The sequence below is a fragment of the Arthrobacter sp. S39 genome, from assembly GCF_004320525.1.
GTDB lineage: Bacteria > Actinomycetota > Actinomycetes > Actinomycetales > Micrococcaceae > Arthrobacter.
The window spans coordinates 17,839-43,532 of the sequence record NZ_SIHX01000015.1 but is presented as its reverse complement, the minus strand read 5'-3'; the positions used below and the strand labels follow the sequence as shown (position 1 = coordinate 43,532).

General features: G+C 65.5%; 21 protein-coding genes. 13 read left to right on the top strand and 8 right to left on the bottom strand.

Annotation, left to right across the window (positions count from 1 at the left end):
- Positions 1–2: 2 nt before the first annotated feature.
- The 4 genes from EYS21_RS20810 to EYS21_RS20795 all read right to left on the bottom strand — a co-directional run bounded on the left by EYS21_RS20810 (position 3) and on the right by EYS21_RS20795 (position 5,738).
- Positions 3–380 carry a hypothetical protein gene (locus tag EYS21_RS20810; protein WP_131135149.1) on the bottom strand — a complete coding sequence of 126 codons (378 nt, stop codon included), beginning with the start codon at positions 378–380 and terminating at the stop codon, positions 3–5.
- 7 nt (positions 381–387) lie between these two features.
- Positions 388–1,440 carry a hypothetical protein gene (locus EYS21_RS20805; protein WP_131135148.1) on the bottom strand — a complete coding sequence of 351 codons (1,053 nt, stop codon included), beginning with the start codon at positions 1,438–1,440 and terminating at the stop codon, positions 388–390.
- Positions 1,441–1,555: 115 nt separating this feature from the next.
- Positions 1,556–3,442 (bottom strand): gamma-glutamyltransferase family protein, encoded by a 1,887-nt coding sequence (locus EYS21_RS20800; protein WP_131135147.1) that lies wholly within the window; start codon positions 3,440–3,442, stop codon positions 1,556–1,558.
- 124 nt (positions 3,443–3,566) lie between these two features.
- A complete protein-coding gene (locus tag EYS21_RS20795; protein WP_131135146.1) occupies positions 3,567–5,738 on the bottom strand; it encodes an elongation factor G-like protein EF-G2 in 2,172 nt (723 codons plus the stop codon).
- Positions 5,739–5,896: 158 nt separating this feature from the next.
- Here EYS21_RS20795 and EYS21_RS20790 point away from each other — a divergent pair, with 158 nt between their 5' ends.
- Complete coding sequence (locus EYS21_RS20790) at positions 5,897–6,478, top strand: hypothetical protein (protein WP_131135145.1); 582 nt, start codon at positions 5,897–5,899, stop codon at positions 6,476–6,478.
- Here the strand turns inward: EYS21_RS20790 and EYS21_RS20785 are convergent.
- Positions 6,444–7,241, bottom strand: coding sequence for a transcriptional regulator (locus EYS21_RS20785; protein WP_242633542.1), 798 nt, complete (start codon positions 7,239–7,241; stop codon positions 6,444–6,446). The genes EYS21_RS20790 and EYS21_RS20785 overlap by 35 nt on opposite strands.
- A gap of 87 nt (positions 7,242–7,328) precedes the next feature.
- Here EYS21_RS20785 and EYS21_RS20780 point away from each other — a divergent pair, with 87 nt between their 5' ends.
- From EYS21_RS20780 to EYS21_RS20770, 3 genes are all read left to right on the top strand, one after another.
- Positions 7,329–7,742: a hypothetical protein gene (locus EYS21_RS20780; protein WP_131135144.1), complete on the top strand. Its 414-nt coding sequence runs from the start codon at positions 7,329–7,331 to the stop codon at positions 7,740–7,742.
- A gap of 42 nt (positions 7,743–7,784) precedes the next feature.
- Entirely contained in the window at positions 7,785–8,210 is a 426-nt protein-coding gene (locus EYS21_RS20775; RefSeq protein WP_131135143.1) for a DUF1905 domain-containing protein, read from the top strand.
- Between the two features lie 247 nt (positions 8,211–8,457).
- Positions 8,458–10,233 (top strand): DUF5605 domain-containing protein, encoded by a 1,776-nt coding sequence (locus EYS21_RS20770; protein WP_131135142.1) that lies wholly within the window; start codon positions 8,458–8,460, stop codon positions 10,231–10,233.
- Here the strand turns inward: EYS21_RS20770 and EYS21_RS20765 are convergent.
- On the bottom strand, positions 10,230–11,117 hold the full coding sequence (locus EYS21_RS20765; RefSeq protein ID WP_242633544.1) for a formylglycine-generating enzyme family protein: 888 nt from the start codon (positions 11,115–11,117) through the stop codon (positions 10,230–10,232). The genes EYS21_RS20770 and EYS21_RS20765 overlap by 4 nt on opposite strands.
- 220 nt (positions 11,118–11,337) lie before the next feature.
- Between EYS21_RS20765 and EYS21_RS20760 the strand changes: the two genes are divergently transcribed.
- Positions 11,338–11,925: a PadR family transcriptional regulator gene (locus tag EYS21_RS20760; protein WP_131135140.1), complete on the top strand. Its 588-nt coding sequence runs from the start codon at positions 11,338–11,340 to the stop codon at positions 11,923–11,925.
- Positions 11,925–13,733: a sulfatase gene (locus EYS21_RS20755; RefSeq protein ID WP_131135139.1), complete on the top strand. Its 1,809-nt coding sequence runs from the start codon at positions 11,925–11,927 to the stop codon at positions 13,731–13,733. The genes EYS21_RS20760 and EYS21_RS20755 overlap by 1 nt, the downstream gene beginning before the upstream one ends.
- A gap of 1 nt (position 13,734) precedes the next feature.
- On the opposite strand, the gene EYS21_RS20750 is transcribed toward EYS21_RS20755, so the two are convergent.
- Together EYS21_RS20750 and EYS21_RS20745 are read right to left on the bottom strand one after the other, a co-directional pair.
- Positions 13,735–14,364, bottom strand: a complete 630-nt coding sequence (locus EYS21_RS20750; protein ID WP_242633541.1) for a PadR family transcriptional regulator — start codon at positions 14,362–14,364, stop codon at positions 13,735–13,737.
- Entirely contained in the window at positions 14,361–15,923 is a 1,563-nt protein-coding gene (locus EYS21_RS20745) for a sulfatase (protein WP_131135138.1), read from the bottom strand. The genes EYS21_RS20750 and EYS21_RS20745 overlap by 4 nt, the downstream gene beginning before the upstream one ends.
- A gap of 351 nt (positions 15,924–16,274) precedes the next feature.
- On the opposite strand from EYS21_RS20745, the gene EYS21_RS20740 reads away from it, so the two are divergent.
- The 7 genes from EYS21_RS20740 (at position 16,275) to EYS21_RS20710 (ending at position 25,689) form a co-directional block, all read left to right on the top strand.
- Positions 16,275–17,825, top strand: a complete 1,551-nt coding sequence (locus EYS21_RS20740; RefSeq protein ID WP_131135137.1) for an ABC transporter substrate-binding protein — start codon at positions 16,275–16,277, stop codon at positions 17,823–17,825.
- Positions 17,826–17,888: 63 nt separating this feature from the next.
- A complete protein-coding gene (locus EYS21_RS20735; RefSeq protein WP_131135136.1) occupies positions 17,889–18,830 on the top strand; it encodes an ABC transporter permease in 942 nt (313 codons plus the stop codon).
- Positions 18,827–20,623, top strand: a complete 1,797-nt coding sequence (locus tag EYS21_RS20730) for a dipeptide/oligopeptide/nickel ABC transporter permease/ATP-binding protein (protein ID WP_131135135.1) — start codon at positions 18,827–18,829, stop codon at positions 20,621–20,623. The genes EYS21_RS20735 and EYS21_RS20730 overlap by 4 nt, the downstream gene beginning before the upstream one ends.
- Positions 20,624–20,626: 3 nt before the next feature.
- Positions 20,627–21,475 carry an ATP-binding cassette domain-containing protein gene (locus EYS21_RS20725; protein WP_131135134.1) on the top strand — a complete coding sequence of 283 codons (849 nt, stop codon included), beginning with the start codon at positions 20,627–20,629 and terminating at the stop codon, positions 21,473–21,475.
- Positions 21,472–23,331, top strand: a complete 1,860-nt coding sequence (locus EYS21_RS20720) for a glycoside hydrolase family 3 N-terminal domain-containing protein (RefSeq protein ID WP_131135133.1) — start codon at positions 21,472–21,474, stop codon at positions 23,329–23,331. Before EYS21_RS20725 ends, EYS21_RS20720 begins: the two co-directional genes overlap by 4 nt.
- Positions 23,332–23,961: a TetR/AcrR family transcriptional regulator gene (locus EYS21_RS20715; protein WP_131135132.1), complete on the top strand. Its 630-nt coding sequence runs from the start codon at positions 23,332–23,334 to the stop codon at positions 23,959–23,961. It begins immediately after the preceding gene.
- A gap of 9 nt (positions 23,962–23,970) precedes the next feature.
- Positions 23,971–25,689 (top strand): sulfatase, encoded by a 1,719-nt coding sequence (locus EYS21_RS20710; protein WP_242633540.1) that lies wholly within the window; start codon positions 23,971–23,973, stop codon positions 25,687–25,689.
- Positions 25,690–25,694: the final 5 nt, after the last annotated feature.

Sequence of the window (25,694 nt, the reverse complement as noted above, 5' to 3'; positions counted from 1 at the left end):
TGTTATTGACGGTGCGGAGGTTCGTCCGGCCAGTCAGGGGGCTCCCTCCCGGCGGCGTCCCACGGCAGGCCGTCCCCCGGGCGGGTCTTGGCTTCGCGGCGGGACTGCCAGGCGTCCACAAACAGGCGCTCCGTCGGGGTGAAGCCTGCCGTCACATCCGCCGGAACGTCACCGGCGTACCAGCTGGTCCAGCGCACTGCGTCGGGCAATGCACGGTGAGCCGGCACCAGGACGACCGCTATCCGCGGCGGCAGCCACTGAAGCACGACGGCGTGCTGGCGCACCTGCTCGAGCCGGCTGCCGGAGGCATCGTCTGCTTCCAGCACCACGAGGGCTTCCACGAATTCCTGCGGCTTATGCTTCTCCGGACGGCGGGCCATAGTGCCGCTAGATCCTGGATCCGTGCGGTTTTCCCCCGACACCCTCCAAAACCCCTCGCGCCTGCCTGTCCACGAGGCCGGTCAAAAGCTGCTGGGATGCCCCGAACAGGATGGCCCAGGCCAGGATTTGGGGCGCCGAATCCAGCGCACTCAGGCCCGGAACGAACCCGCCACTCATCAGAATCAGGCCCAGGACAGCGGTCAGTGCACCGGTGGGAAGTTTGAGGACGGTCAGGGCAATCGGCAGGCTGAACGGGACCGGGGTGGCCTCCATCCGGTGCAGGGACGTTGCTCCGGACACCGCCGCTGCCACCAGGCCGACGAACTGGATCAGGAAGATGTCAAAGGGCATCGCTGTCCGGAGGATCACCAGGTTCTTGTCGTCCCCGTTGCCGGGGCGGTACAGCGATTCAGCGGCCGGGCAGACGATTTTTTCGTCCGGGTTAAAGCAGAGGGGAATGGACTGCGGGGCGCTCAGGCCCCAGATCCCCAATGCCACGGCGACGGAAAACAGCACCACCGTGGCCACCACCACCGCGTTCCGGAAGTTCCGCACCTTGATGTACTGCTGCCGGGAGTGCGACCGCGCCGCCGTGAGGGCTATGCCCAGGCTTTCCCTCGTGTCGATGGTGACCGGCTGGTCAAGGATCTGCTTTGACAGCGCCTCAATCCGGCGTCTCCGGGGATCCTCGGCCTCAAGGTAACGGCGGACGTCCGAGTGGATGCCCGGGAAATGCCCCTGGATGTAGTCGTCCGGCGCGCGCAGCAGCAGCAGTGACTCGGCGGCGTCCAGGTTGCTGACGGCGCACTCAATGGCGGACCCGCCGAAATCGGTGAAACCGCGGTGGTTCCGGCCCCCGGCTGAGGTCTCGGCGATATCGAGGTGCCTGCTGATCCCCTCGTCGAGGAGGGCGAGGAATTCGTCGTTGCTGCGGGACTGCATCCATACGGACAAGGCCCGCAGCCGGGTAGAGCGCGTCAGGACCTGCTCCGCCCAGATTCGGTTCTTGTGGCGTATCCGGCCAGGGTGGGCTGTCCCTTCCTCGGTTGGATCACTCATTCCGGTTGCCTTCCGCCGCATGGCTGACCGGGAATCCGGCCAGCCCTTCCCGAGCCCCCAGTATGGACAGGCGGCGTTACGGTGGCGTTACGACGCCATCCTTTCCACGACTTACTTAGCCCGGACTGACCACCATCGCCGAACCGCCGCCACGCCTCACGGGCTCGGCCGCGGCGGTCATTTGTCCTTCGGGGCCGAACTCGATGGCTGTCGCGGCGCCGATTTCCGGCAATGAGGTGAGGCCGTCACCAGCTTTCGTGAACACGTGTCCTAGAGCCTCCAGCTCGTCCAAGTACGGGGCGTCAATGAACTCCTGCTCGGTGCTGATACTTGCCGTATTCCGCTGGGACGCACGAGGCGCCGCAAGAGCCTCGGAAACGGTCATGCCCAAATCCACCCTGTTCAGGATGGTCTGCAGCACCGTCGTGATGATGGTCGACCCGCCGGGGGAACCGAGCGCCAGGAAGGGCTTGCCTTCATCGAGGATGATGGTGGGCGACATCGACGAGCGCGGACGCTTGCCGGGTTCGATCTGGTTAGGTTCGGTCGGGCTGGTGGACGTATAGGAGAAGTCCGTCAGTTCATTGTTGAGCAGGAACCCGCGGCCTGGCACCACCATGCCGGAGCCGCCGGTCTGCTCGATCGTGAGGGTGTACTCCACCACGTTGCCCCACCTGTCAGCCACGGTCAGGTTGGTGGTTGAGATGTTTTCGGTGTCCGACTCATTGGCGGCGGCAGCGGGCGGAAGGTCGCACGCTCCGTCATACGTTGCAACGTCCCCTGCCGGGACGGGTTTGGGTGTCGCGGCCAGCAGCGGATCGATTTCGCACGCCCGTTCCTTTCCGAACTGCGGATCGGTGAGGTCCTTGGTGGGAACATCGACGAACGCAGGGTCGCCCACGTACCTGGCACGGTCAGCGAAGGCCAGCGCACTCGCCTCAAGGTAGTAGTGCAGGGCCTGGGGCCGGGTCATCGTGGAAAGGTTGAATGGCTCCAGGATGTTCAGGGCCTCGCCTACTGTGGTGCCGCCGCTGCTGGACGGTGCCATGCCGTAGACGTCGTAGCCGCGGTAGTTCACGTGCGTGGGGGCCTGGTCAATCGTCTCGTAGCCGGCGAGATCCGCCGTCGTCAAGTAGCCCGGAAAAGCTGGAATCACCACCCGCGGGGCAGGAGGCACTGGGTCAGGACCCACCCACGTGGGGTCCTTCGGCGGGGCCTGGACGGTGCCCGCGATCTCAGCCGCGAGCGGGCCGCCGTAGAAGGCATCCGTTCCCTCCTTCGCGAGGAGCCGGTACGTCTTGGCGAGGTCTCTGTTTTGGAAAATACTGCCGACGGCGGGCGCATCGCCGCCGGGCAGGAACAGTTCACGAGTCGGTGTGAACGCCGAGAAGCGGACCTTGTTGTCCAGGGTCTGCTGGCGGAACGTTTCGTCCACCACAAAGCCCCGGTTTGCGACCTTGATCGCGGGCTCGAGGGCTTCGCCGAGGTCCAGAGTGCCCCATCGTTCAAGAGCACGGACCCAGGTGGCCGGCGTCCCCGGGACACCTACAGAGACGCCGCTTGAGACAAGCTGCGCAAAGGGGTAGGGACTGCCTGCCGGATTTGCGGGTGTGATGGTGGTGGGATCTATGAAGGCGTTGGTCGGCATCGTTGCCGGGGCCGTTTCGCGGCCGTCTATGGTGCCCACCTTGCCGGTCCTCGCGTCATAGAACACGAAGTACCCGCCGCCGCCGATCCCGGCACTGTACGGCTCGGTGACGCCCAGGGTCGCAGCTGCGGCGACGGCGGCATCCGCCGCGTTGCCTCCGTCGCGCAGAACCTCGATCGCCGCCGCTGACGCCTCGGGGTCGACTGTACTGACCGCCCCGCCATACCCGGTCGCCGTCGGAACCTTGACGTTCTCCCGGGGATCGGCGAGCGCGGGACTGGTCACCGCCCCGCCCGTCACGCTCAAAGCCAGAACCGCCGTAATGGCAGCCAGTCGACGTCGTAAGGTTGGCATGGTCGCTCCCTGGGAGGGTGGTGCGGGTTGAGGTGGGCGTCAGCCTACTCCGCGGCACCATGACATTCAACGGTGGTTGGAAAGCCGCGGCCATGCATGCAGTGAAGCTTCCCGGAGGCGCAGTTCAGGCGCCAGAGGCCGTGTTGCCTGGTACCGGATCGTGCCTCAGGTAGCGGCGGCGGAAGCGTCCCGTGCCGGCGGTCAGGGCCCGCAGCTCCACGGCGTACTTCAGGAGTTCCTGGTCCGGGACCTCAGCGCTGATTTCGGTCAGATCCGAGCCGGATGACGTGGTCCCGGTCAGCCGACCGCGGCGGCCGGAAAGGTCACTCATCACGGCGCCCACATGCTCATCTGACACGCTGATGATGACTGAGGAAACAGGTTCGAGCAGCTGGATGCGTCCCGCTGCCGCCGCCTCCCGCAGCGCCAGGGCCCCGGCAGCCTGGAACGCCGCATCCGAGGAGTCCACGCTGTGCGCTTTTCCGCCCACCAGGGTCACCCGCAGGTCCACCACCGGGAATCCGGCGGAGACTCCCTTCTGCATCTGTGCCCGGACTCCCTTTTCGACGGAAGAGATGAACGTTCCGGGGATCACCCCGCCCACCGTCCTGTCCACGAATTCGAAGCCGCCGCCCCGGCTGAGGGGTTCCACTTCAATGTCGCAGATCGCGTACTGCCCGTGGCCGCCGGACTGTTTGACGTGCCGCCCGTGGCCGGCGGACGGGGCCGCAAAGGTCTCGCGGAGGGGCGTAACCACACTGACGGTGTGCAGCTTGACGCCCTGGTCACGCAGCCGGTCCAGCACCACCTCGGCATGGGCCTCCCCCATGCACCACAGGATCTGCTGGTGGGTCTCGGCGTTTCGTTCCACCCTCAGGGTGGGATCACCGGCGGCCACCTTTCCGAGGCTGCGTGCCAGGACATCCTCGTCGCTGTGGGAGTCGGCCTCGATTGCCACTGGCATCAGCGGCTCGGGGATCTCCCAGGTGGCCAGGAGCAGGGGCTGCTCGCGGCCGGAGATCGTATCCCCGGTCTCGGCACTTCCGAGCTTGGCCACCGCACAGATGTCCCCTGCGACGCAGCTGGAGACCGGACGCAGGTTGGCACCCAGCGGGGAATAGAGGTGGGTAACGCGTTCGTCGGTGTCGTGGTCCTGGTGCCCGCGGTCTGCCAGTCCGTGGCCGGCCACGTGCACCGGCGTGTCCGCCCGCAGCTCCCCGGAGAAGACCCTGACCAGGCAGACGCGGCCCAGGAAAGGATCAATGCTGGTCCGTACAACCTCCGCCGCCAGAGGCCCCGCCGGGTCACACGCCAAGGCACCCAGCGCAGTGCCGGCAAGGTCGGTGACGTCGGGCAGGCCGCGCTCGAGGGGCGACGGGAAGGCCTTCGTGAGGACCTCCAAGAGTTCGGCGGCTCCCACCCCGGTGACGGCCGACGTCGACAGGACCGGGAAGAAGGACCCGCGGGCGACGGCGGTTTCCAGGTCCTCCACCAGCACGGCGGTATCGATGTCCTCACCGCCCAGGTAGCGGTCCATCAGCGTCTCGTCTTCGCTTTCGGCGATGATCCCCTCGATGAGTTCGGCACGGGCAGGTTCTGATTCGCCAAGCTCGCTTGCCGTGCCTGCGCGCGGGGCGGGGCGCACCTCCCCCGGCGCGTACTCGGTGACTGTTCCCGACAGCAGTCCCAGCAGGCCGGTGACGTCACCGCCGGACCGGACCGGGACGTAGAGCGGCAGCACCGAATCCCCGAACGCCGCACGGCAGGCGGCAAGGACGCCGTCGTAATCCGCACGCGGGTGGTCCAGACGGGTGATGGCCACGGCACGGGGCAGCCCCAGATGTTCGCACTCGCCCCACAGGGCGGTGGTGGTCGCATCGACGCCGTCGACTGCCGACACAACAAACAGGACGGAGTCCGCGGCCCGCAGCCCTGCGCGGAGCTCGCCGATGAAGTCCGGATATCCCGGTGTGTCCAGGAGGTTGACCTTGGTGTCTCCGAGGAGCAACGGGACCACTGACAGGGTGACCGAGCGCTGCTGGTGGACGGCGGAGGGATCGGAGTCGCTGACCGTCGTCCCGTCCGCGATGGAGCCCTTGCGGGTAATCATGCCGTTCGCGGCGAGCAGCGCCTCGATGAGCATGGTCTTGCCGGCGCCGGAGTGGCCCACCAGCGCCACGTTCCGGACCTGCGCCGGACCCTGGGCAGGGCTTCCGGCGGAAGCGTCCGACCGTCGTGCCTCCGGTCCGCCGCGGCCGGGCGTCCTCGCTGCGTCCTTCGTGCCTTTTACCGACATTGGAACCTCCTGGCGTCTTTGCCATGCCACCCGGGCCGAACGTGTTACTCGATTCGACACCCTGGCGGGCGGAACGGCAAGAGCACCGCCGCCTATTCATGGGCTGGAGGACAATTGCAGCAAAGCCCAACTGTCCGTGCAGGTGGAAGGAGGTCCGGATGCAGGCGGTTCCGCGCATTACGGTGGAGGTTCCCGTGCTGGGCGTGGGGGCAGGGCCGGCGGACTACGAAGAGCTGGGGCAGCACGTCGACGCCCTGCGCCGGCCGAACGGGCTGCATCTGACACTGCTGCACATCGGCATCCTGGCAGACTTCTCCCGCGACGTCACCGAATGGACCAAGGGCATCACCCCTGCAGCTGTTGCGACCCGGGAGACGGTCCGGTGGCTGCAGGCGCTGCCCGTTCTGGACGGCTTTCCCGGAACGGCGGAAAGACTCATTGTGCTCGGCGGTGGGGGAATCTCAGGACTGGAAGTGGATGTGCCACAGCAGGTGCATGACTACCAGGTCTCCCTGGTGGAGGGGCTGCGCGGGCTGCTGGACCGGTTGCTCGTGGACAACGTGGACGACTTCATCCTCGGTTCGCAGGCTCTTGGGTTCAGGTACCCGCACTGGGTTCCGCACGTTGCCGTGGGCCGGCCAAGGTCACGGTCCCGCGAGCCCGTCAGCATTCCGCCGGTCACGGTCACCTTCGGTGCATCGCGGATCAGGAACGGGCAGTTCCTGCCGGCGGCTGACTGAGGCCATCGGGTCCCGGGTCTTCGGGTTCAGGGTCGCCCGGTGTCGCGTCGCCCGGTGTCGCGTCGCCCGGTACGGAGTCTCCCGGTACGGAGTCTCCCGGTACGGGCGGGGCGATCCTGGCGCAGCACTGCCCGGGAGTGTTGTTTCCGTGCACCCGTTCCTCGGAATCGCCGCATCCGGACGCTGCGCCACGGAGGAAAGCGCCGTTCATCGTGCAGACTGTCTCCGGAAACTTAGCGGCCAGCCGGTGAAACGGGCAGTTCACCAGCGTCAGGCCGCCGGAGCCGTCCGGTTCAGGCTGGTAGCCCTCGGCGGCAAGGAAGGTTTCCAGCGTTCCGTTTCCCGCGGCTGCCGCGCGCCCGGCTTCACGGGACGTGGCCAGGAGTGCAACACGCACGGGCATGCCGCCCGCTGACGAGGATTCTATGGCAGCAGCCAGCAGCTCCCCGGCGAGATCGTAGTTACGGTCCGGCACAAACGCCCCAACCTCTGACTCCGCGGTCCTGTACATCTTGGCGGGGCGTCCCGATCCCGGACCGGCTTTGCCCGCGGGTTTGTGGAACTCAACCGACAGAAGACCGTCCTTTACCAGCCGGTCAAGGTGGAACGACGCCGTGCTTCTGGGCAGGTCCACGGCCAGTGCCGCCTCGTCACGGCCCACAGCCGCTTCCGACGACGACACAACTTCAAAGAGCTGCCGGCGCTTTTCATCCCCCAGGGATGCGACGGCGGCCAGCCGGCCGGGCCACGGAAGCCTGCGCATGGATGCCCCTCTCTAAAAACAAGAACCGTTGATTTATCATCCTAGCGGTTCTAAAATGATGCTACCTACTTTTAGAAGGAGATCACCATGAAAGCCACCGTTGCGGAGAGGTCGAACGGCCGATCCCAGGCTGCAGAGCCGGACCGCCAGGCATTCGTCCTGCTTCGCACCGTCTTCACCGTTGCCCCCATACTTTTCGGGCTGGACAAGTTCACTAACATTCTTGCCGACTGGACCGTCTACCTGGCACCGGTGGCAACGAGCCTGGTGCCGCTTCCCGCGCAGACCATCATGTACGTGGTCGGCGTGGTCGAGATCATCGCAGGCATCCTCGTGGCGGTCCGCCCGCGCATCGGGTCCCTGATTGTGGCCGTCTGGCTGCTGGGGATCATCGTCAACCTCCTCATCCTTGGCAGCTTCTATGACGTTGCCCTCCGGGACTTCGGGCTCCTGGTTGGCGCGTTGGCCCTTAACCGGCTCGCCATGGCGAGGTCGCACTAGGAGGTTCCCCGGTCCTTGCAGGGCTGCTGATGCGGCGAAATAATGGCCGCATGGTCCGCTTCGGCGGGCGTAGTGCGTGTGCGAGGGCGCAATCATTTCCTCGACATCCCGGATGCGGCAAGGATTGAGTTGGTGCCCTTTGCGGACAGGGGCCGCATCAGGGTCGCCGGGCGCCTTGAGGGAGCGGACTTCAACGCAACCCTGATGCCGGTCAGGCCGGCCGGGCATGTCCTGTATCTCTCCGGGGGCCTGCGTGCGGCAACAGGCCTGAGCGCCGGCGACTCCGTAGTTGTTGATGTCCAGCCGGAACCTGCCGGGCAGGTCACTCCGCCGGGCGACCTAGCATTGGCGCTCCACCATGAAGCGGGCGCCGCTGAACAATGGCGCCGACTGCCGGCTGCGGAGCGGCGCGAACTGGTTCGTTTCGCTCACGCGCGGGATCGAATCTCCACGGTTCCGGAAGGTTGAAACGCTAACGCCCTACACGCACATCCATACCGTCCGCCTCACCGGACCTGCCGATGTCGACGAAGAGCTGGCGGGCTGGCTGCGGGAGGCCTATGAGGTGGGATGCCAGCATCACCTCCGGGAGCGCCAGCAGCAATGCCCGCAGGCTAACGGGCCAACACATCGACCGGTTGACCAATTTAGGTGCGGCCCTTAGGGTGATGTCAGACGCGGCCGATGCCGCCTTTCGATCCCGAGGAACTTACCAATGACGCTGAACCCGGACAGTCCCCTCCACGAAGTACTCGCAAACCGGGCAGCCCGGGCCGTGGTGCAGAATTACCTCCCAGGCATCGTCAATTCGCCAATGCTGCCCCAGCTGAAGGACCTGCCGGTGGGCCAGGTCCTCGGAATGAACGCCACCCTGAGCAGTAACGAAAATGAGCTGGCGAAACTCTGGCAACTGCTGGGCGCCCTTCCCCGGGAGGACCACCGCCAGATGCCGCAAACGCGCCACGCGGCGCCCGCCAACGACTATGAGCCCGAATCCGTGGCGCGGGGTTCCGCCGCCTTAAGTCACGCCGTCGACGTCGGATGCTGGGACATTCTCGAGGTCACCATGGACGGTCCTGCACTGGGGAACCCGTTCACCGATGTTGAGCTCACAGCGGTCTTTGTCCACGCCGATGCCGACGGGCGGGCAGAACAGCCGGTTGGCGGTTTCTACGACGGCGGCGGTACCTACAAAGTCCGGTTCATGCCCGACCGGCAAGGGGAATGGACGTTCACGACCCGCTCGAATGCGCGTTCCCTGGACGGGCTCAAGGGGGCGTTCCGTTGTTCCGCCCCGACTCCGGTCAACCATGGGCCTGTACGCGTTGCCGACCGTTTTCATTTTGCGCACGCCGATGGCACACGCTACAGCCCCATCGGCACCACTGCCTACGCCTGGACGCACCAGCCGCAGTCCGTCCAGGAGCGCACCCTGGAGGCCTTGGCCGGGTCCCCTTTCAATAAGATCCGGATGTGCGTCTTTCCCAAGTCATATCTCTTCAACACGAACGAACCGGACCTGTTTGCCTTCGAGCGCTCCGGGGATGACTGGGATTTCACCCGGTTCAACCCCGAATTCTTCCGCCAGCTCGAGCTTCGGATCGGTCAGCTGGCAGAGCTGGGCATCGAAGCGGACCTGATCCTGTTCCACGCCTATGACCGGTGGGGATTTTCGGACATGGGTGCCGCTGCGGACGACCTGTTCGTCTCCTACCTGGTGCGCCGGCTCTCCGCCTACCGGAATGTGTGGTGGTCGGTTGCCAACGAGTACGACCTCCTGCGTGCCAAGTCGGTTGAAGACTGGGAGCGCATCGCCGGGGTCGTCACGGCCAACGATCCGTCCGGCCACTTGCTGTCCATCCACAACTGCTTCGGTTTCTACGACTACAACAGGCCATGGATCACGCACGCGAGCGTCCAGCGGATCGATGTCTACCGCACTGCTGAAAACACCGACGCCTGGCGGGAAGCCTGGGGCAAGCCGGTGGTGATAGACGAGTGCGCCTACGAGGGGGACATCGACCAGGGCTGGGGCAACATCACCGGCGAAGAAATGGTGCGCCGCTTCTGGGAAGGCGCCGTCCGTGGCGGCTACGTGGGGCACGGCGAGACCTACCTCAACGAAGCCGAGGAACTCTGGTGGTCCAAAGGCGGAAGCCTGGTGGGCGACAGCCCCGCCCGCATCGGGTTCCTGGCGGAGATCCTGCGGCAGGCTCCGGGCGGCGTGCTGGACCCGCTGCCTGGAGACTGGGATGCCCCGCGAGGAGGGGTGCCCGGCGTCCAGGAGCTGATCTACTTCGGGTTCAACCGGCCCAGCTACCGGACCATCTTCCTGCCGCCGGGCAAGGCGTGCACAGTGGACGTCATCGACACCTGGAACATGACCGTCGAGCGCCTGGACGGCCAGCGGAGCGGAATCTTCCGCGTTGAACTTCCGGCACGGCAGTACATGGCCATCCGCCTGGACATGGTCGACGGCCCCATCAGCTAGCTGGCGGCAGCTTCCAGTCCGACAGTGCGGAAACCGCAGTTCCCGCTCGAGGATTCGGGTGTGTTCGACGTCCGTGCGGCCACCCGGTACCTGTTGCAGTAGGAGTCATGGCAAAGGTAGGAACCGCCGCGCATGACCCTGCCCGCGCCGATGGTTGGCCCCTGCGGGTTGTCCACCGGCGAGTTGCGGTAGTACTTCGGCAGGAACCAGTCGGCGCACCACTCCCAGACGTTCCCGGCGGTCTCATACAGGCCGTACCCGTTCGGCGCGAACGACTTCACGGGAGCGGTCCCGGAGAATCCGTCCTGCGCGGTGTTTGTGCCGGGGAAAGTGCCCTGCCAGATATTGCACCGGTGCCCGCCGCCGGGCGTGAGCTCATCTCCCCAGGCGTAGCGTTTTCCAGCCAGGCCTCCCCGCGCCGCGAACTCCCATTCGGCTTCCGTTGGCAGCCGCCGTCCGGCCCACGAGCAATACGCAAGTGCGTCATGGTGGGAGACGTGGACCACCGGATGATCCGGCACGTCAGCCCAATGGGAGTCCGCGCCGCCCGGGTGCGCCCAGTCCGCTCCCCGCACGTTCAGCCACCACGGTGCCCGCTCCGCGGCCCCGAGCACGTCATTCGCGGGAGCCTCCAGGAGCAAGTGGAAAACGGCGGACGTTCCAAACTGCTCGGCTTCGGTCCGGTACCCCGTGTCAGCGACGAACGCGCCGAACATCCGGTTGGTCACCGCCGTCGCGTCAATGCGGAACGGCGGCAGGCGGACTTCGTGCACCGGCACTTCGCCGTCGGACGGATACCCTTCGCCGAAGGCGTCGCCCATCTGGAAGCCGCCCCCTGCCAGTGGCACGTCCTCATGCGAGGAACGGCCGACGGCGTCAATCACCTGCCGCTGTCCGCTCCCGGCAGCCCTGGACGGCGCACAGCAGCTGCGCGGCTCGGGACGGTCTGATTGCTCCACGTTGTCTCCCGGAAATAGGGCGGTCCCGGCGACTTTACCAAAACCATTCCACTTGTGCCATTGACCCGACTATTCCAATTGTGTCATGGTTTTGTTTGTCAAGGCCGAACCGAAGCCTTGACGCGCATTCACAGGAGGCGGCGCGATGAAGCTTGAGCACATCCTTCTTGGCGTGTTGCTGGAACATCCCAGCACGGGTTATGACCTGAAAAAATTCCTCGACAACCATGGGCGGTTCATGCGGTCCAATACCCAGATGAGCCAGGTCTACCGGTCGCTTGGACTGATGGAGTCGCAGGGGCTGGTAACCCATACGGTGGACCGCCGGCCCGGGGCGCAGGACGCCAAAACTTACCGCGTCACCGACGAGGGCACCGCCATGTTCCTCGACTGGCTGACCGGCCCCTATACACCGCCGACCCGCTTCCAGGACCCGGAACTCACTGTCCGCCTCAGCTTTGCCGGGTTTATGGGCCGCGAAGAGCTTGCCTCGTTGCTCGACGTCGAAATCCGGACCAGGCAGGACGAGATTGCCCAATACCGGCAGCGCGACCGCCGCGAAGACTGGGATCCCGCCATCGCCTTCGACGAAGAACTCGCCGAATCAGTCAAGGAGCGGCTCCACCGGATGGGGTCCGCCGGCATGGACGCCCACGTGGCAGCGCTGACCGAACTCCGCGCCGAAGTCCGCGCAGGAGTCCTGGACTCCGCGCCCATCCTGAAAGGACCCTGATGAAGGCCATCATCCTGATGTTCGACAGCCTGAACCGGCACATGCTGGCGCCTTACGCCGACACCATCGTCGACGCCCCGAACTTTGCCCGGCTGGCCGAAAAGTCTGTCACCTTCGATAACTTTTATGCCGGCTCCATGCCCTGCATGCCGGCCAGGCGCGAGATGCACACCGGCCGTTACAACTTCCTGCACCGCAGCTGGGGCCCGCTGGAGCCGTTCGATGACTCCATGCCCGAGATGCTGGGCCAGGCGGGCATCCACACCCACCTGGTCTCGGACCACCCGCATTACTGGGAGGACGGCGGCGCCACGTATCACCCCCGCTACACAACGTGGGAGTTTTTCCGCGGCCAGGAAGGTGACCCCTGGAAGGGCGTGGTGACACCGCAGGGCAGCGCTGGCACGGCAATGACGCGGACGAGGCGGCAGGATGCCATCAACCGCAGCTATATGCCCACAGAGGCCGATCACCCGCAGACCCGGACGGTCGACGCCGGGCTTGAGTTCATTGAGACCAACCAGGCGGCGGACCAATGGATGCTCCAGCTCGAGCTTTTTGATCCGCACGAACCCTTCTTCACCCATGACACCTACAAGGCAAAGTATCCGCACGACTACGCGGGGCCCGAGTTCGACTGGCCCAGCTACCAGAAGGTCTCGGAGCCGGATGAACAGGTGGACCACGCCCGCTACGAATACGCTGCCCTGGTGTCGATGTGCGACAAGTCGCTGGGACGTGTTCTGGATGCCATGGACCGGCACGACCTGTGGAAAGACACCATGCTGGTGGTCAATACAGACCACGGCTTCCTGCTCGGCGAGCACGGCTGGTGGGCAAAGTCAGTCATGCCGTGGTTCAACGAACTGGTGCATCTGCCGATGTTCCTCTGGGATCCACGTACGGGAGGCCGGGAAACCCGCCGCGGCGCCCTGACCCAGACCATCGACATCGCGCCCACCCTGCTGCGGTACTTCGGGCTGGAGCCGACGCCGGATATGCAGGGCCAGGACCTCGCCGCCGTACTTGACGATGACGCGGAGGTGCATCGCGGCGCGCTCTTCGGCATCCACGGAGGACACGTCAACGTCACGGACGGCAGGTATGTCTACATGCGCGCCTCCGCGGAGTCCTCCAACGCGCCGCTGGAGGACTTCACGCTGATGCCCACCCACATGCGCGCACGGTTCGCCGTCGGGGAACTCGCCGACTGGCAACCTGCAGAACCGTTCCGGTTCACCAAGGGCCTTCGCAGCATGAAAATCCAGGCCAGGTCGCTGATGAATCCCTGGACCCATGGAACGCTGCTGTTCGACCTCGCCACGGACCCGGGCCAGAACTCCCCCATCACCGACGATGACATGGAACTGCGCATGCTCCGCCTGCTGGCCACCCTGATGCACGATTCCGAAGCGCCCGCCAGCCAGTTCGACCGGCTGGGAATTCCCTTTGGCACCATTCCGGATGCCGGTCACTTGCTGGTCCGCAAACAGGCCGCACGCGCGGCAGCCGCCCTGGAGCCGCTGCCGCCGCTGTCAGGATTTTCCGACGGCGGTGCAGGCCTGGACATCCCGATCCTCGAACTACGGCGCGATCCCCGGTGCGAGGCCATCCTGACAAAGCACCTGCCGCAGCTGGTCTCCACCGAACTGATCAACATCCGCGCCCAGCTCACGCTGCACCAGATGGCCAGGGTCATACCGATCTCCGAGGCTGTCCTCACGCGGTTGGCGCAGGAGCTTGCGGCATTTACCCCAGTCGGGAAGGTGGTTGATGCCGGCACCGTGCCGGAAACCGAAGTCCCCTGAGCTACGCCTGGCTGATGGCCTGCAGGCGCCTCTCGGTCGCTTCGAGCCAGGCGATGAGGTTTGAGACCATGTAGTGGCCCCGCTCCGACTGCATCAGGTGCCACTGTCCGCGCCACTGGCGTTCGGCCGGACCGGCGTCAGCACTGACAAGCACGTCGTCGAACGACCTGTCCAGGCTGGCCTCCGCCTCCCGGCGGAACTCCAGTTCGATGCGGACCAGCTCCAGTGCCTTTTCCGGGCTCCTGCTTCCGGCGAACCGAAGCCTGACCTGGAAGTCAGGGTCCAAAGGGCGGCGTGTCGGAACATAGGGGGAGTCGATCCAGTCCTCGAGTTTTTTCAGCCCGGAGCCGGTGATTCTGTACAGTTTGGTGTCGGGGCCGGACCGGGGCAGGTCCGGGACGGGAGCGGCCCATTCCCACTCCACCAGCCTGCCCAGTTGCCGGTAGATCTGCGAGGTCCCGGCGGAGTACCCCACGAAAGACCCCCGCCCTTCGAACCACTTCCAGACGTCATAGCCTGTCCGGTCTCCCGTGGACAGCAGCCCCAACAGAATCACATCCAGCCGGGCGAGGGATGCTTTGCCGGTCACCTGCCCTGTCGCTTCCTGCACTTCCATTCCGTGCTTCGTCACTTCTTGCTCAGTGCGGCTTCTCGACGGCGGCGCATGGCCGCCCGGTCCTGCTCCGACACCGGAACCTGGGCGTGCCATGACACCTGGGTGGCGCCGTTGATCGGCTGGAGCCGTGCTGCCAGGTCGTCTGCCAGGTGCCGTCGTCCGGTGCTGCGGAGATGCTCCATGTAGACCTCGGGCTGGTTGTAGAGCGTCGGCCCGGCCTGGAGGGCGCCCTGCATCGGATCAGGGAGGGCGCCTGGAGTGCCCGCATAGAAGCTGAGCCATTCGAACAGGTTGGAACGCATCCGCGCCGCCAGCTCCGGGTCTTCTGCAATGAGGTTGCTGGTCAGGTACGGATCTTCGGTCACGTTGAAGAGGGACTCCCATTCGGCACGGAAGCAGCCCGGATGGTACGTGCGGATGTACAGGTGGTCCCGAGTCCGGACAGCCCGCTGGTAGGTGTGTGCCCCATGGCCCCACACCAGGTACGGCCGGCTCTCGATGGTGCTGCCCCGGACGGCGTCGGCGTAGGAGCTGCCCTGCCATTTTTCGGGTTTGTCCACGCCGAGCAGGTCCAGGATGGTCGGCGCGTAGTCGATGTTGTAGAGCAACGCATCGCACCTGGTGGCTGCGACACCTTCCTGGTCGGTGATGCCCGGCCAGTGCACGATCATCGGCAGGCGGTGAACCGGTTCTGAGGCCAGGCCGTGCTCGGCGTAGAGACCCATTTCCCCGAACGACTCACCGTGGTCGGACGAGACAACGATGGCCACCTCGTCCGCCAGTCCCATGGCCTCAATGGCACGGCGGAGCCGTCCGAATTCGGAGTCCCAGAAGTGGATCGCGCCGTCGTAGCCGTTGATGAGGTGTTCAAAATCTGCCCGGGTCCGTATTTCGTCGGGCATGTTGTGCGGAACCCCTGACTTGCGGGGGCCGCCGGAGTAATGGAGGTCGAGGGCGCTGCGGGCGCCGTACACCTCGGCGTGCCCGTCAATTGCCGCCTGGTCCGGCCATTCAGGGGCAGGACCAGCGGCGGCGGCCTTGGCGGTCCATGACTGGTCCTGCAGGTAGTCCGTGTGCGGGTCCCAGTAGGTGACGTGCAGGTACCAGTTCTCTTCGTCCCGGTGGCGTCCGATCCAGTCCAGGGCGGCGTCGGTGATCATGTCCGCAGGCTCGTCGCCGATGTCCGGCGTGACCTGGACGTTTTCCCGGAAGTTGCCCATGAAGTAGTAAGCGCGGTGCCTTTCCGCGAAGGACGATACGGCGGCGCAGGTGTAACCGGCGGCGTTGAGGGCCTGTCCCAGCAGCGGCCTGCCCGGCTGCGGTCCGTGGCCGGCATCCAGGCGGAACCGTGCATCGTCGCCGAAATGGCCCACCACGCCGTTGGTGATTCCGTGCTGGCCGCTGGTCAGCGCCGTGCGGGACGGCAGGCAGGGGGAATCCGAGCAGTAGTAGCGGTCAAACATGACGCTGTTCCGGGCCATGTCGTCAAGGTTCGGCGTGATGGACCGCTGGTAGCCATAGGGACCCGTGTGGTCCGGCCTGAGCGAATCCACGTCCACGTAGATGATCTTCATTGACCGCGTCCTGTCTGTGTTGGTAGTCGTCATAACACTAGTGGAACGCTTGGCTATAAATCCAGACTGAAAAATAGCTATCTCTGGCATTTTCCTATGTGCATAGTTGCATAGTGTGTGCGATCGGCAGCCCGACGGTGCCTTCCCAATGGCCGCTTAGCGGAAGACCCCTCAGGGGTGTCCAAACCAAAGATCGTTTGGCTTTGAGAATTGAGTTGTGGCTGGCGATAGCCCCTTCATGCGCTATCGAAAAGAATTCCTTGCCACGAATACCTAACTGAGTTTAGTATGTGATCCAGGGCACACGACTTTCGCGGCCCCACCTACCACAACGGAGTTTTAGGAAGAGACATGATGAGCACCAAAAGCCGCGTTCTCTCGACGGTGGTGACAGCCGTCGTCGCATCCCTGGCCTTCACTGCCTGCAGTGGCAGCACGCCCCAGGAGTCCACGACCACCCAGGCGGGGCCGGAGACCGCTCCCCTGCTCAGGATCGGTTCCTTGCAGGAGCCGACCAGCTACGACCCGGCCCAGGCCAACGAAGGCCATCAGGCGCCGATCTACCAGGCCGTCTACGACACCCTCATCAAGCGGGAACCGGACGGCACCCTCAGCCCGATGCTCGCCACCTCCTGGGAGCCAAGCGACGGCAACAAGGCTTACACTCTGAAGCTCCGCAATGACGTGAAGTTCACCGACGGGACCGCCTTTGACTCGGCAGCGGTGAAAGCTAACCTGGAGCACTTCACCAAGGCCAACGGCCCCCTGGCCGGTACCGCCCGCAGCGTCCAGACTGTTGAAACCCCCGACGCCACCACCGCCGTGATCCGCCTGTCCGAACCTGATCCCGGTCTCCCCTACTCCCTGGCCAACGCGGCAGGCCTTATGGCCAGCCCCAAGGTTATTGGCACTGACGCGATCAAGACCAAGCCGGTAGGCTCCGGCCCCTACACCCTGGATTCCGCCAACACGGTGGCAGGTTCGAAAATCACCTATGTCCGCAACGCGGACTACTGGGGCGACAAGCTCCCGTACGACAAGGTGGAGTTCCAGATCCTGACGGATGAAACAGCCCGCCTCAATGCGCTCAAATCCGGCCAGGTCGACGCCGCCACCCTGAGCCGGGCCGCGACGGCCGTCGAGGCTGAAGGCGCAGGCCTCCTGCACAAGCCCTTTGAGGTGAACTGGGAAGGTATCTTCTTCTTCGACCGTGATGGAACGAAACTTCCGCAGCTCAAGGATGTCCGGGTCCGCGAGGCCCTGACGCTCGCCATCGACCGCGAAGCGCTCCTGCAGGCTGTCCACCTCGGCAAGGGCACTCTCACCAGCCAGACGTTCCGGCCCGGAACGGCCGGCTACGACCAGGCCCTGGACGGCAAGTACACCTATGATCCGGACCGTGCCCGCGAACTCCTGAAGGAGGCCGGTGCGGAAAACCTCACCTTCACGTTCCCGATCACCCAGGTGTTTGACCCGTCGATCTACGATTCCATCATCCAGAACTGGCAGGACATCGGAGTGACCGTGAACCGTCACCAGTGGGGACCCGGCCAGGCGATCCCGTCCATGCAGCGCGGCGAATTCCCGATCTCCTACATGGCCCTGAGCCAGCGTGATGACTGGCGGCACATCCTCTTCCAGCTAGCACCCAACGCTCCGTGGAACCCCTTCAAGGTCACGACGCCGGAGCTCAGCGCCCTGTTCACCAAGGCCCAGACGGGTGCCGAGGCTGAACAGAAGGATGCGGACAAGGCCGTCAATGAGTACATGGTCGACAACTACTGGTTCAGCCCGCTCTACCGGCTTGAGTCCCACTTCTACCACAACGCCAGCGTTGAGGTAGAGCCACAGACGGAGCAGGCCGTGCCGTCCATCTACAACTACAGGCCCACCGGCAAGTAGCAGTCCGCGTGGGCCGGGGTTGGTGCCCCGGCCCACGCGACATCCCGGACATAGGAGTCCCAAGTGACTATTTTTCTGCTGCGGCGTTTACTCTCCGCCGTGGTCCTGCTCGTGGTTGTGTCGTTCCTGGCCCGGGTGCTTCTTTATCAAGGCATCGGTGATGTCGCCCGCAATGTTCTGGGCGAAAGCGCCACGGAGGAGCAGGTTGCACTCAAGAACCAGGAACTCGGCCTGGACCAGCCGCTGATAGTCCAGTATTTCGACTGGCTTTCCAACGCCATCTCCGGAGACCTGGGCGTCTCCTTCTTCAGCAGCCAGTCTGTGTGGGACACATTGTTGATCCGGCTCCCGGTGACCCTGAGCCTGGTGGTGGTGGTGACCCTGCTGACAGGGGTCGTCGCGTTCGCGGTAGGCATTTACGCCGCAGTGCGGAAGGGCTGGGTGGACCGTACGCTGCAGATCCTGGCCACCCTCGGGGATGCGCTGCCGCCCTACATTGTGGCCCTGTTCCTGGTGACCTTCTTTGCCATCCAGCAGAAGATCTTCCCCGCCACGGGTTTCATCCCCCTGACTGAGTCACCGGCCGGCTGGGCCAGGACCATCACCCTGCCGGTCATCGCCCTCGCCATCGGTGGCGTTGCCGGTGTGGCCCAGCAGGTCCGCTCGTCCACCCTTGGCGTGCTACATCACGATTACATCCGAACCGTTCGCAGCCGCGGGCTCTCTGAGCGCAGGATCATCCTGACCTCCGTGCTGCGCAACGCCTCCACGAACGGCCTGACCAGCCTGGCAGTCCAAGTGGTGGGCATCCTCGGCGGCGCCGTCTTCATCGAAGTGTTGTTCGCCCTGCCCGGGCTGGGTTCGCTGGCCGTCGAGGCAGCCTTCCGCACCGATCTTCCCCTGATCGTCGGTGTGGTTCTGGCCCTGATGCTCATCGTCGTCACCGTCAATCTCGTCGTCGATATCCTCGTCGCCTGGCTCAACCCGAAAGTCCGACTGTCATGACACTTGCGACAGAAGTACCCACCGACGTCGAACCCGTCGTCCCCCGCTCAGGACTGGTCCGGCGGTTCCTCCGCAACCCCCTGGGGCTGCTCTCCACGCTGGTGCTCCTGGCCGTCATTGTGATCGCCGTCGTGGTGCCCTTCCTGGGCCTGCCCGACCCCAATGGCGTGAACCTGCGCGAAGCGAACCGCGCGCCCGGCGCTGCTCACCTGCTGGGCACTGACGGCTCAGGCCGGGACATCTTCAGCCGCATCATGTGGGGCACGCAGGTGCTCCTCGCCGGCTCCGGTATCTCCCTGGCCATTTCGATGGCCATCGGCGTGGCCACGGGCCTGATGGCCGGCTACTATGGCGGCTGGTTCGACAGCGTGGCGTCCTGGTTCAATAACCTGACCATGTCACTTCCGGGCATCGTCGTGCTCCTTGCTGTGACCACCGTCGTGGGACCGAACGTTTACATCGCGATGGCCACCTTCGGCATCCTGCTCACGCCGGCCTTCTTCCGGGTGGTCCGCGGGGCGGTGCAGGCCGTGCGCAATGAACTCTACGTCGACGCCGCCCGTGTCTCGGGCCTCAGCGATGCCAGGATCATCGCCCGCCACATCCTCACGGTGGTCCGGGCACCGGTCATCATCCAGGCCGCGCGCGTGGCCAGCATCGCCATCTCCGTCCAGGCCGGCCTGGAACTCCTCGGTATCACCGACAGCACTGTCCCCTCCTGGGGCAACATGCTCAACGAAGGCTTCCGCAAAATCGCGCTGAGCCCAGGGCTGATTCTCTGGCCCAGCCTTGCCATCGGGCTGGTTTCCATGGCCCTCATCCTCGTCGGCAACGCGCTCCGCGATGCCCTGGAGGACCGCGGCCACGGCACCACACGTGCGGTCCGGCTCCCGGCCCGCACCGCCGTCGAACCTTCCGCCACGCCCGCACCGGCCCACCCCGCCAATGCGCTCTTGTCCGTGCAGAACCTCAAAGTCGCCTATGGCACCGGTTCCGGTCAAAAGGAAGTGGTCCACGGCGTCAGCCTCCACGTCGCGCCCGGCGAAGTCCTGGGCCTCGTGGGCGAATCCGGTTCCGGCAAAACCCAGACCGCCTTCGCTGTCCTGGGCCTGCTGCCCGAGGGCGGGCACGTCTCGGACGGCTCCATCCTCTTCGACGGCAAGGAACTCACTGCCCTCGGAACCAAGGACCGGACCGCCCTGCGCGGCACCGACATCGCCTACATCCCGCAGGAACCAATGAGCAACCTGGACCCTGCATTCCGGATCGGGCACCAGCTCACCGTCCCCATGCGGACCAGGCTGGGACTCTCCAAGGCCGACGCCAGGAGCCGGGCACTGGCATTGCTGGCCAGGGTGGGGATCGCCGACCCGGAAAAGACCTTCAAGTCCTACCCGCACGAAGTCTCCGGCGGCATGGCCCAGCGGGTCCTCATCGCCGGCGCTGTCTCCTGCAACCCCCGCCTCCTCATCGCGGACGAGCCCACCACCGCCCTGGACGTCACCGTGCAGGCCGAAGTGCTTGACCTGCTCCGGGACCTGCAGCGCGAAACGGGCATGGCCGTGGTCATGGTCACCCACAACTTCGGTGTGGTAGCCGACATCTGCGACCGGGTGGCAGTGATGCAGTCCGGACGCCTCGTGGAAGTGGACACCGTAGAGAAGATCCTCACTGCACCGTCCCAGTCCTACACCCAGAAGCTCCTCGACTCCATGCTTGAGGACGGCCCGGCCCGCCCCTACCCCTTCGACGACGACGATTCCGCCGCGTCGCCCCTGAAAGCCAAGGAGTAAACCATGACGAACACACCCCGGCTCCTGGAAGTCGACCAGCTCGCCGTGGAATACCCCGGACACGGCCGCAAGCCGGCCTTCCGGGCCCTGGAGGAGATTTCCTTCGCCATCCGGCCGGGCGAAACACTCGGCCTCGTTGGCGAATCCGGCTCGGGGAAGACCACCATCGGCCGGGCCATCCTCGGCCTGGTCAAACCCACCGCCGGGCACATCCGGTTCGACGGGAAAGACATCACCCACGCCGGCCGCCACGACCGGCGCAACCTGAGCCGGGACATCCAGGTGGTCTTCCAGGACCCCTACACGTCCCTGAACCCGTCCATGACCGTAGAGGACATCCTCTCCGAACCCCTCACCATCCAGGGCACAAACAAGAAGGATGCCCTCGAACGGGTCCGCGGCCTCCTGGACCGGGTCCGTCTCCCGGCCAACTCCGGCGGCCGGCTGCCCCGCGAGTTCTCCGGCGGCCAGCGGCAGCGCATCGCCATAGCCCGCGCCATAGCCGTCAAACCACGCCTCATCGTCTGCGACGAACCCGTCTCAGCCCTGGACCTCACCACCCAGGCAACGGTGCTGGACCTGCTGGTCGAAATCCAGGAAGCCACCAAGGTCGCCTACCTCTTCGTCTCGCACGACCTCAGCGTGATCCGCCACATCAGCCACAACGTCATCGTGCTCTACAAGGGACACATCGTCGAACAGGGCCGCGCCGCCCAGGTCACTTCCCAGCCAGTCCACCCCTACACCCAAAGGCTCTTTATGTCCGCCCCAGTCCCCAACCCCGCCCAGCAACGCGAACGCCGTGAAGCCCGCCGCCAGCTCGTCGCAGCAACCACAGGGCAAGCAGCATGAGCGTGGAAACGGCGCCGGAATTCCAGCGCGCTCCGGACGGCACGTTATTCAGGGACCTGAACGGCAACGGCATCATGGACCCCTACGAAAACCCGGGCCTGCCCGTCGCCGAAAGGGTCGAGGACCTCCTCAGCCGCCTCTCCCTCGAGGAGAAGGCCGGCCTGATGTTCCACACCATGGTCAGTGCCGCCGAGAGCGGGAACCTGGGCGACGAGACGTCCCGGGCCGGCCGGGCCACCCTCCAGGAGGTTGTCGCCGACAAGTTCGTCAACCACCTGAATTTCCACTTCGTGCCCGAGCCGCGGCTCGCTTCGCGCTGGGTGAATGAACTGCAGCGGCTGGCGATGAACTCAAGCCCGCATGGCATCCCTGTCACCCTGTCCACCGACCCCCGCCACTCGTTCATCGAAAACTGGGGGGCGTCCTTTACCGCGGAGTACTTCTCCGCCTGGCCCGAACCGCTGGGCCTCGCCGCGGTCCGGGACGAGCAGCTGGTCCGTGAGTTTGCCGCGATCGCCAGGGCCGAATACACCGCCATCGGCATCCGCGCCGCCCTTCATCCCACCATCGACCTGGCCACCGAACCGCGCTGGGCACGGCAATACAGCACGTTCGGCCAGGACAACGAGCTGGTGGCCCGCCTGGCCCTCGCCTACCTGGACGGTTTCGAAGACCAGCACCTGGGCGACCGCAGCGTCGCCTGCATGGCCAAGCACTTCCCCGGCGGCGGCCCCCAGCGCGACGGCGAAGATCCGCACTTCCCCTACGGCCGGGAGCAGGTCTACCCCGGCGGGATGTTCGACCACCACCTCGAACCGTTCAAACGCGTCATTGCCCACGGCGTCACGGCCATCATGCCGTACTACGGCATGCCCATCGGCCTGGAACTGGACGGCGAACCGGTCGAGGAAGTCGGGTTCGGCTTCAACCGTCAGGTCATCACCGGGCTCCTGCGCGAAAAACTGGGCTACGACGGTGTCGTCTGCACCGACTGGAGCCTCGTCACCGAATCCCGCCTGCACGGCCGCCAGCTGCCGCCGCGCGCGTGGGGTGTTGAGCACCTCTCGGAAAAGGAGCGCGTACTGAAGGTCATCGAAGCCGGCTGTGACCAGTTCGGCGGCGAGGAATGCCCTGAGCTGGTGATTGAGCTGGTCCGGGAAGGACAGCTCACGGAGGAGCGCATCGACATTTCGGCCCGCCGGCTGCTGAAGGTCAAATTCGAACTGGGACTCTTTGACAACCCCTACGTCGACGAGGAGCAGGCTGAGCAGCGGACCGGCCTGCCCGAATACGTAGCGGCCGGCCAGCGGGCCCAGGCCCGCTCCGTCACCATACTGAAGAACGCATCAAACAACGGCGCGGCCCTGCTGCCACTGGCTCCGGGGCTTCGCGTCTACTCTGGGGAGATGAGCGCCGACGCACTGGCAGAAGCCGGCTTCACCGCGGCTGCCGACCCCGCGGACGCCGACGTCGCGATCGCCCGGGTTGCGGCCCCGTTCGAGCTCCGCGACCATTACATGCTGGAATCCAGCTTCCACGCAGGGAGCCTCGAATTCGACAGCGGGACCATCAGCCGGATTGAGGAACTGGCTGCTGTGATTCCGGTGATCCTGGTTCCACATCTGGACCGCCCCGCAATTCTGGCCCCGCTGGAACCGCACTGCACAGCCATCGCCGCCGTCTACGGTGCGTCGGACACCGCAGTCCTCCAGGCGCTTACGGGAGCTGTGCCACCCGAAGGCCGGCTGCCGTTCCAACTCCCCCGGTCAGAGGCTGCCGTGGTAGCGTCCCGTCCGGACGTCCCCGGGGACACAAAAGACGCGCTCTACGAGTGCGGGTTCGGATTGGAGCTGTAAATGGCCGCAAGTAGGGAGTTGCCTGCCCGCAGGCGTGGGTCCTATGCCAAAGGACGGGCTGCCCGCGAGCTCATCCTGCAGACCGCCCTGGACGTGATCGGGCGCAAGGGATACACAGCGACCTCCCTGCGCGATATCGCCGACGAGGCCGGCATGACCCAGGCAGGGCTGCTGCACCACTTCGACACCAAGGAAAACCTGCTGGCGGAGGTTCTCCGCAAACGTGACGAGGTTGACAGGCAGCACTTCAGCCCCGCGGATGTCACCGAGCTGCCCCTGATCATCCAGCTGGCCCACCACAACATGGAAGTCCCCGGCCTCGTCCAGCTGTACGTCAGCCTGCAGGCGGCCGCGGTGAACCCCGAGCACCCCTGCCATGACTATTTCCGTGAACGCGACCTGGTGGTCCATGGCCGGATCAGCCGGGACATCGAGAAGCGCCAAAAATCCGGCACGTTCGCCGCGGACGCAGACCCGAACGTGATTTCGCGGATGCTCCTGGCGCTTTCGGACGGTCTGCAGGCGGAGTGGGCCATCAACCCTGACATCGACCTGGCAGGCACCCTGGATGCTTTCTGGAACAGCTATGCCCGCACCGGCATTCCGGTTCCCCCCGCAGCGGAAGCTTAAAGGTTCCGGGTGGCTCAAGCAGACAAGGAACTGCCGTTGAAACCGCCGAACATCGTATGGATCTCGACGCACGACATCAATCCTGACCTCGGGTGCTACAAGGACATCTGGCCCGGAGCGGAGTACGCCGTCACGCCAAACCTGGACCGGCTCGCCGCCGAGGGTGCCAGGTATAACAACGCCTTCGCGTCGGCGCCGGTGTGCGCTCCGGCCCGCTCTGCCATCATGACCGGTTGCTTTCCAACGTCGATCGGCACCATGCATATGCGGAGCAAGGCGGTCCCGCCGCCGGAAGTCCGCCTGTTGCCCGAATATTTCCGGGAAGCGGGGTACTACTGCACCAACAACGCGTTCACGGACTTCCAGGTGGCCACACCGCCCACGACGTTCGATGACTGCAGCAGTACTGCCCACTGGCGCAACCGCCCCGACCCCGAAACACCGTTCTTTGCCGCCTTCCATGGCATGGCAACCCACGAGTCACGGATCTACTACGCTGACGAGGCCTTCGCCGAGACCACCCGGAACGTCCCGCCGGAAGCCAGGCACGATCCCGCTAAGGCGCCGCTTCCGCCGTACCACCCGGATACACCCGTGTTCCGCCGCGCCTGGGCACGGTACAGCGACCTCATCACCGAGATGGACCATTGGGTGGGCGGGCTCCTGGCGCAGCTTGAGGAGGACGGGCTGGCCGAATCCACGATGGTGGTGTTCTGGAGCGACCACGGGCCCGGAATGCCCAGGGCCAAACGCTGGCCGAACGAAGCAGGCCTCCGCGAACCGCTGATCGTCCGCTGGCCCGGCGCGATCCGGCCCGGAACAGTCCGTACAGAACTCGTCCACACCATGGACCTCGCCCCCACCATGCTGGCGGCAAGTGGACTGCCTGTGCCCGCGCACATGCACGGCACAGCGCTCTTCGACCGCCACGGCAGATTCGACGACGGGCCGAACCAGTTTGCCTATGCCGGACGTGACCGGATGGACGAGGCCGAGGACATGTCACGGACCGTGCGGGACGTCCGCTACCGCTACATCCGGCATTACCACCCGGACCGTTCCGGGATGGAGCATCTGCAGTACGCGGACGGGCTCGCAACGTGGGCGGAATTCCGGGCCCTGGCCTCCCGGGAAGCCGGACAGCTGGGCCGCGGCCTGAAGCCGGACCTGCTCACGGATCTTCAGCGTTCGGTCGTTGCGGCCGGACGGCCGGCTGAGGAGCTGTATGACGTCATTGCCGATCCGTACGAAACGGTCAACCTGGCCGACAATCCGGATCATGCGGCCGCCCTTCAGCGGCTTCGCTTGGCGCTGGCTGACTGGCAGGAGCGCTACGGAGATCTGGGGCTGCTTCCCGAAAGTGAACTGATCGAACAGTGGCGGCCAGAAGGAAAGCTGCGCCCCACGGAGGCCCCGGACGTTTCGCTGACCGCCGAGGGTTTTGCGGCCCGATCCTCCACGGCAGGGGCGTCTATCGGGTGGACATTTGACCCGCCGGGCACTGACGTGCCGCCAACCGGTCCGCTGGACGAGGTCATCGGGGCGCCACCGAAAGACGGCCGCCGCTGGAACCTGTATACGGCTGCCATCCAGGCGGAGGAAGGAACCCCGGTGTGGGTCCGTGCCTGGCGGCTTGGGTTTGAGCCAAGCCCCGAGGTCTCAACCACCTTTGGCCGGGCAACCGCACCCGGCGCCGCAGGGGCGACTTCGACCGCATCCGCCAACTGAACGAC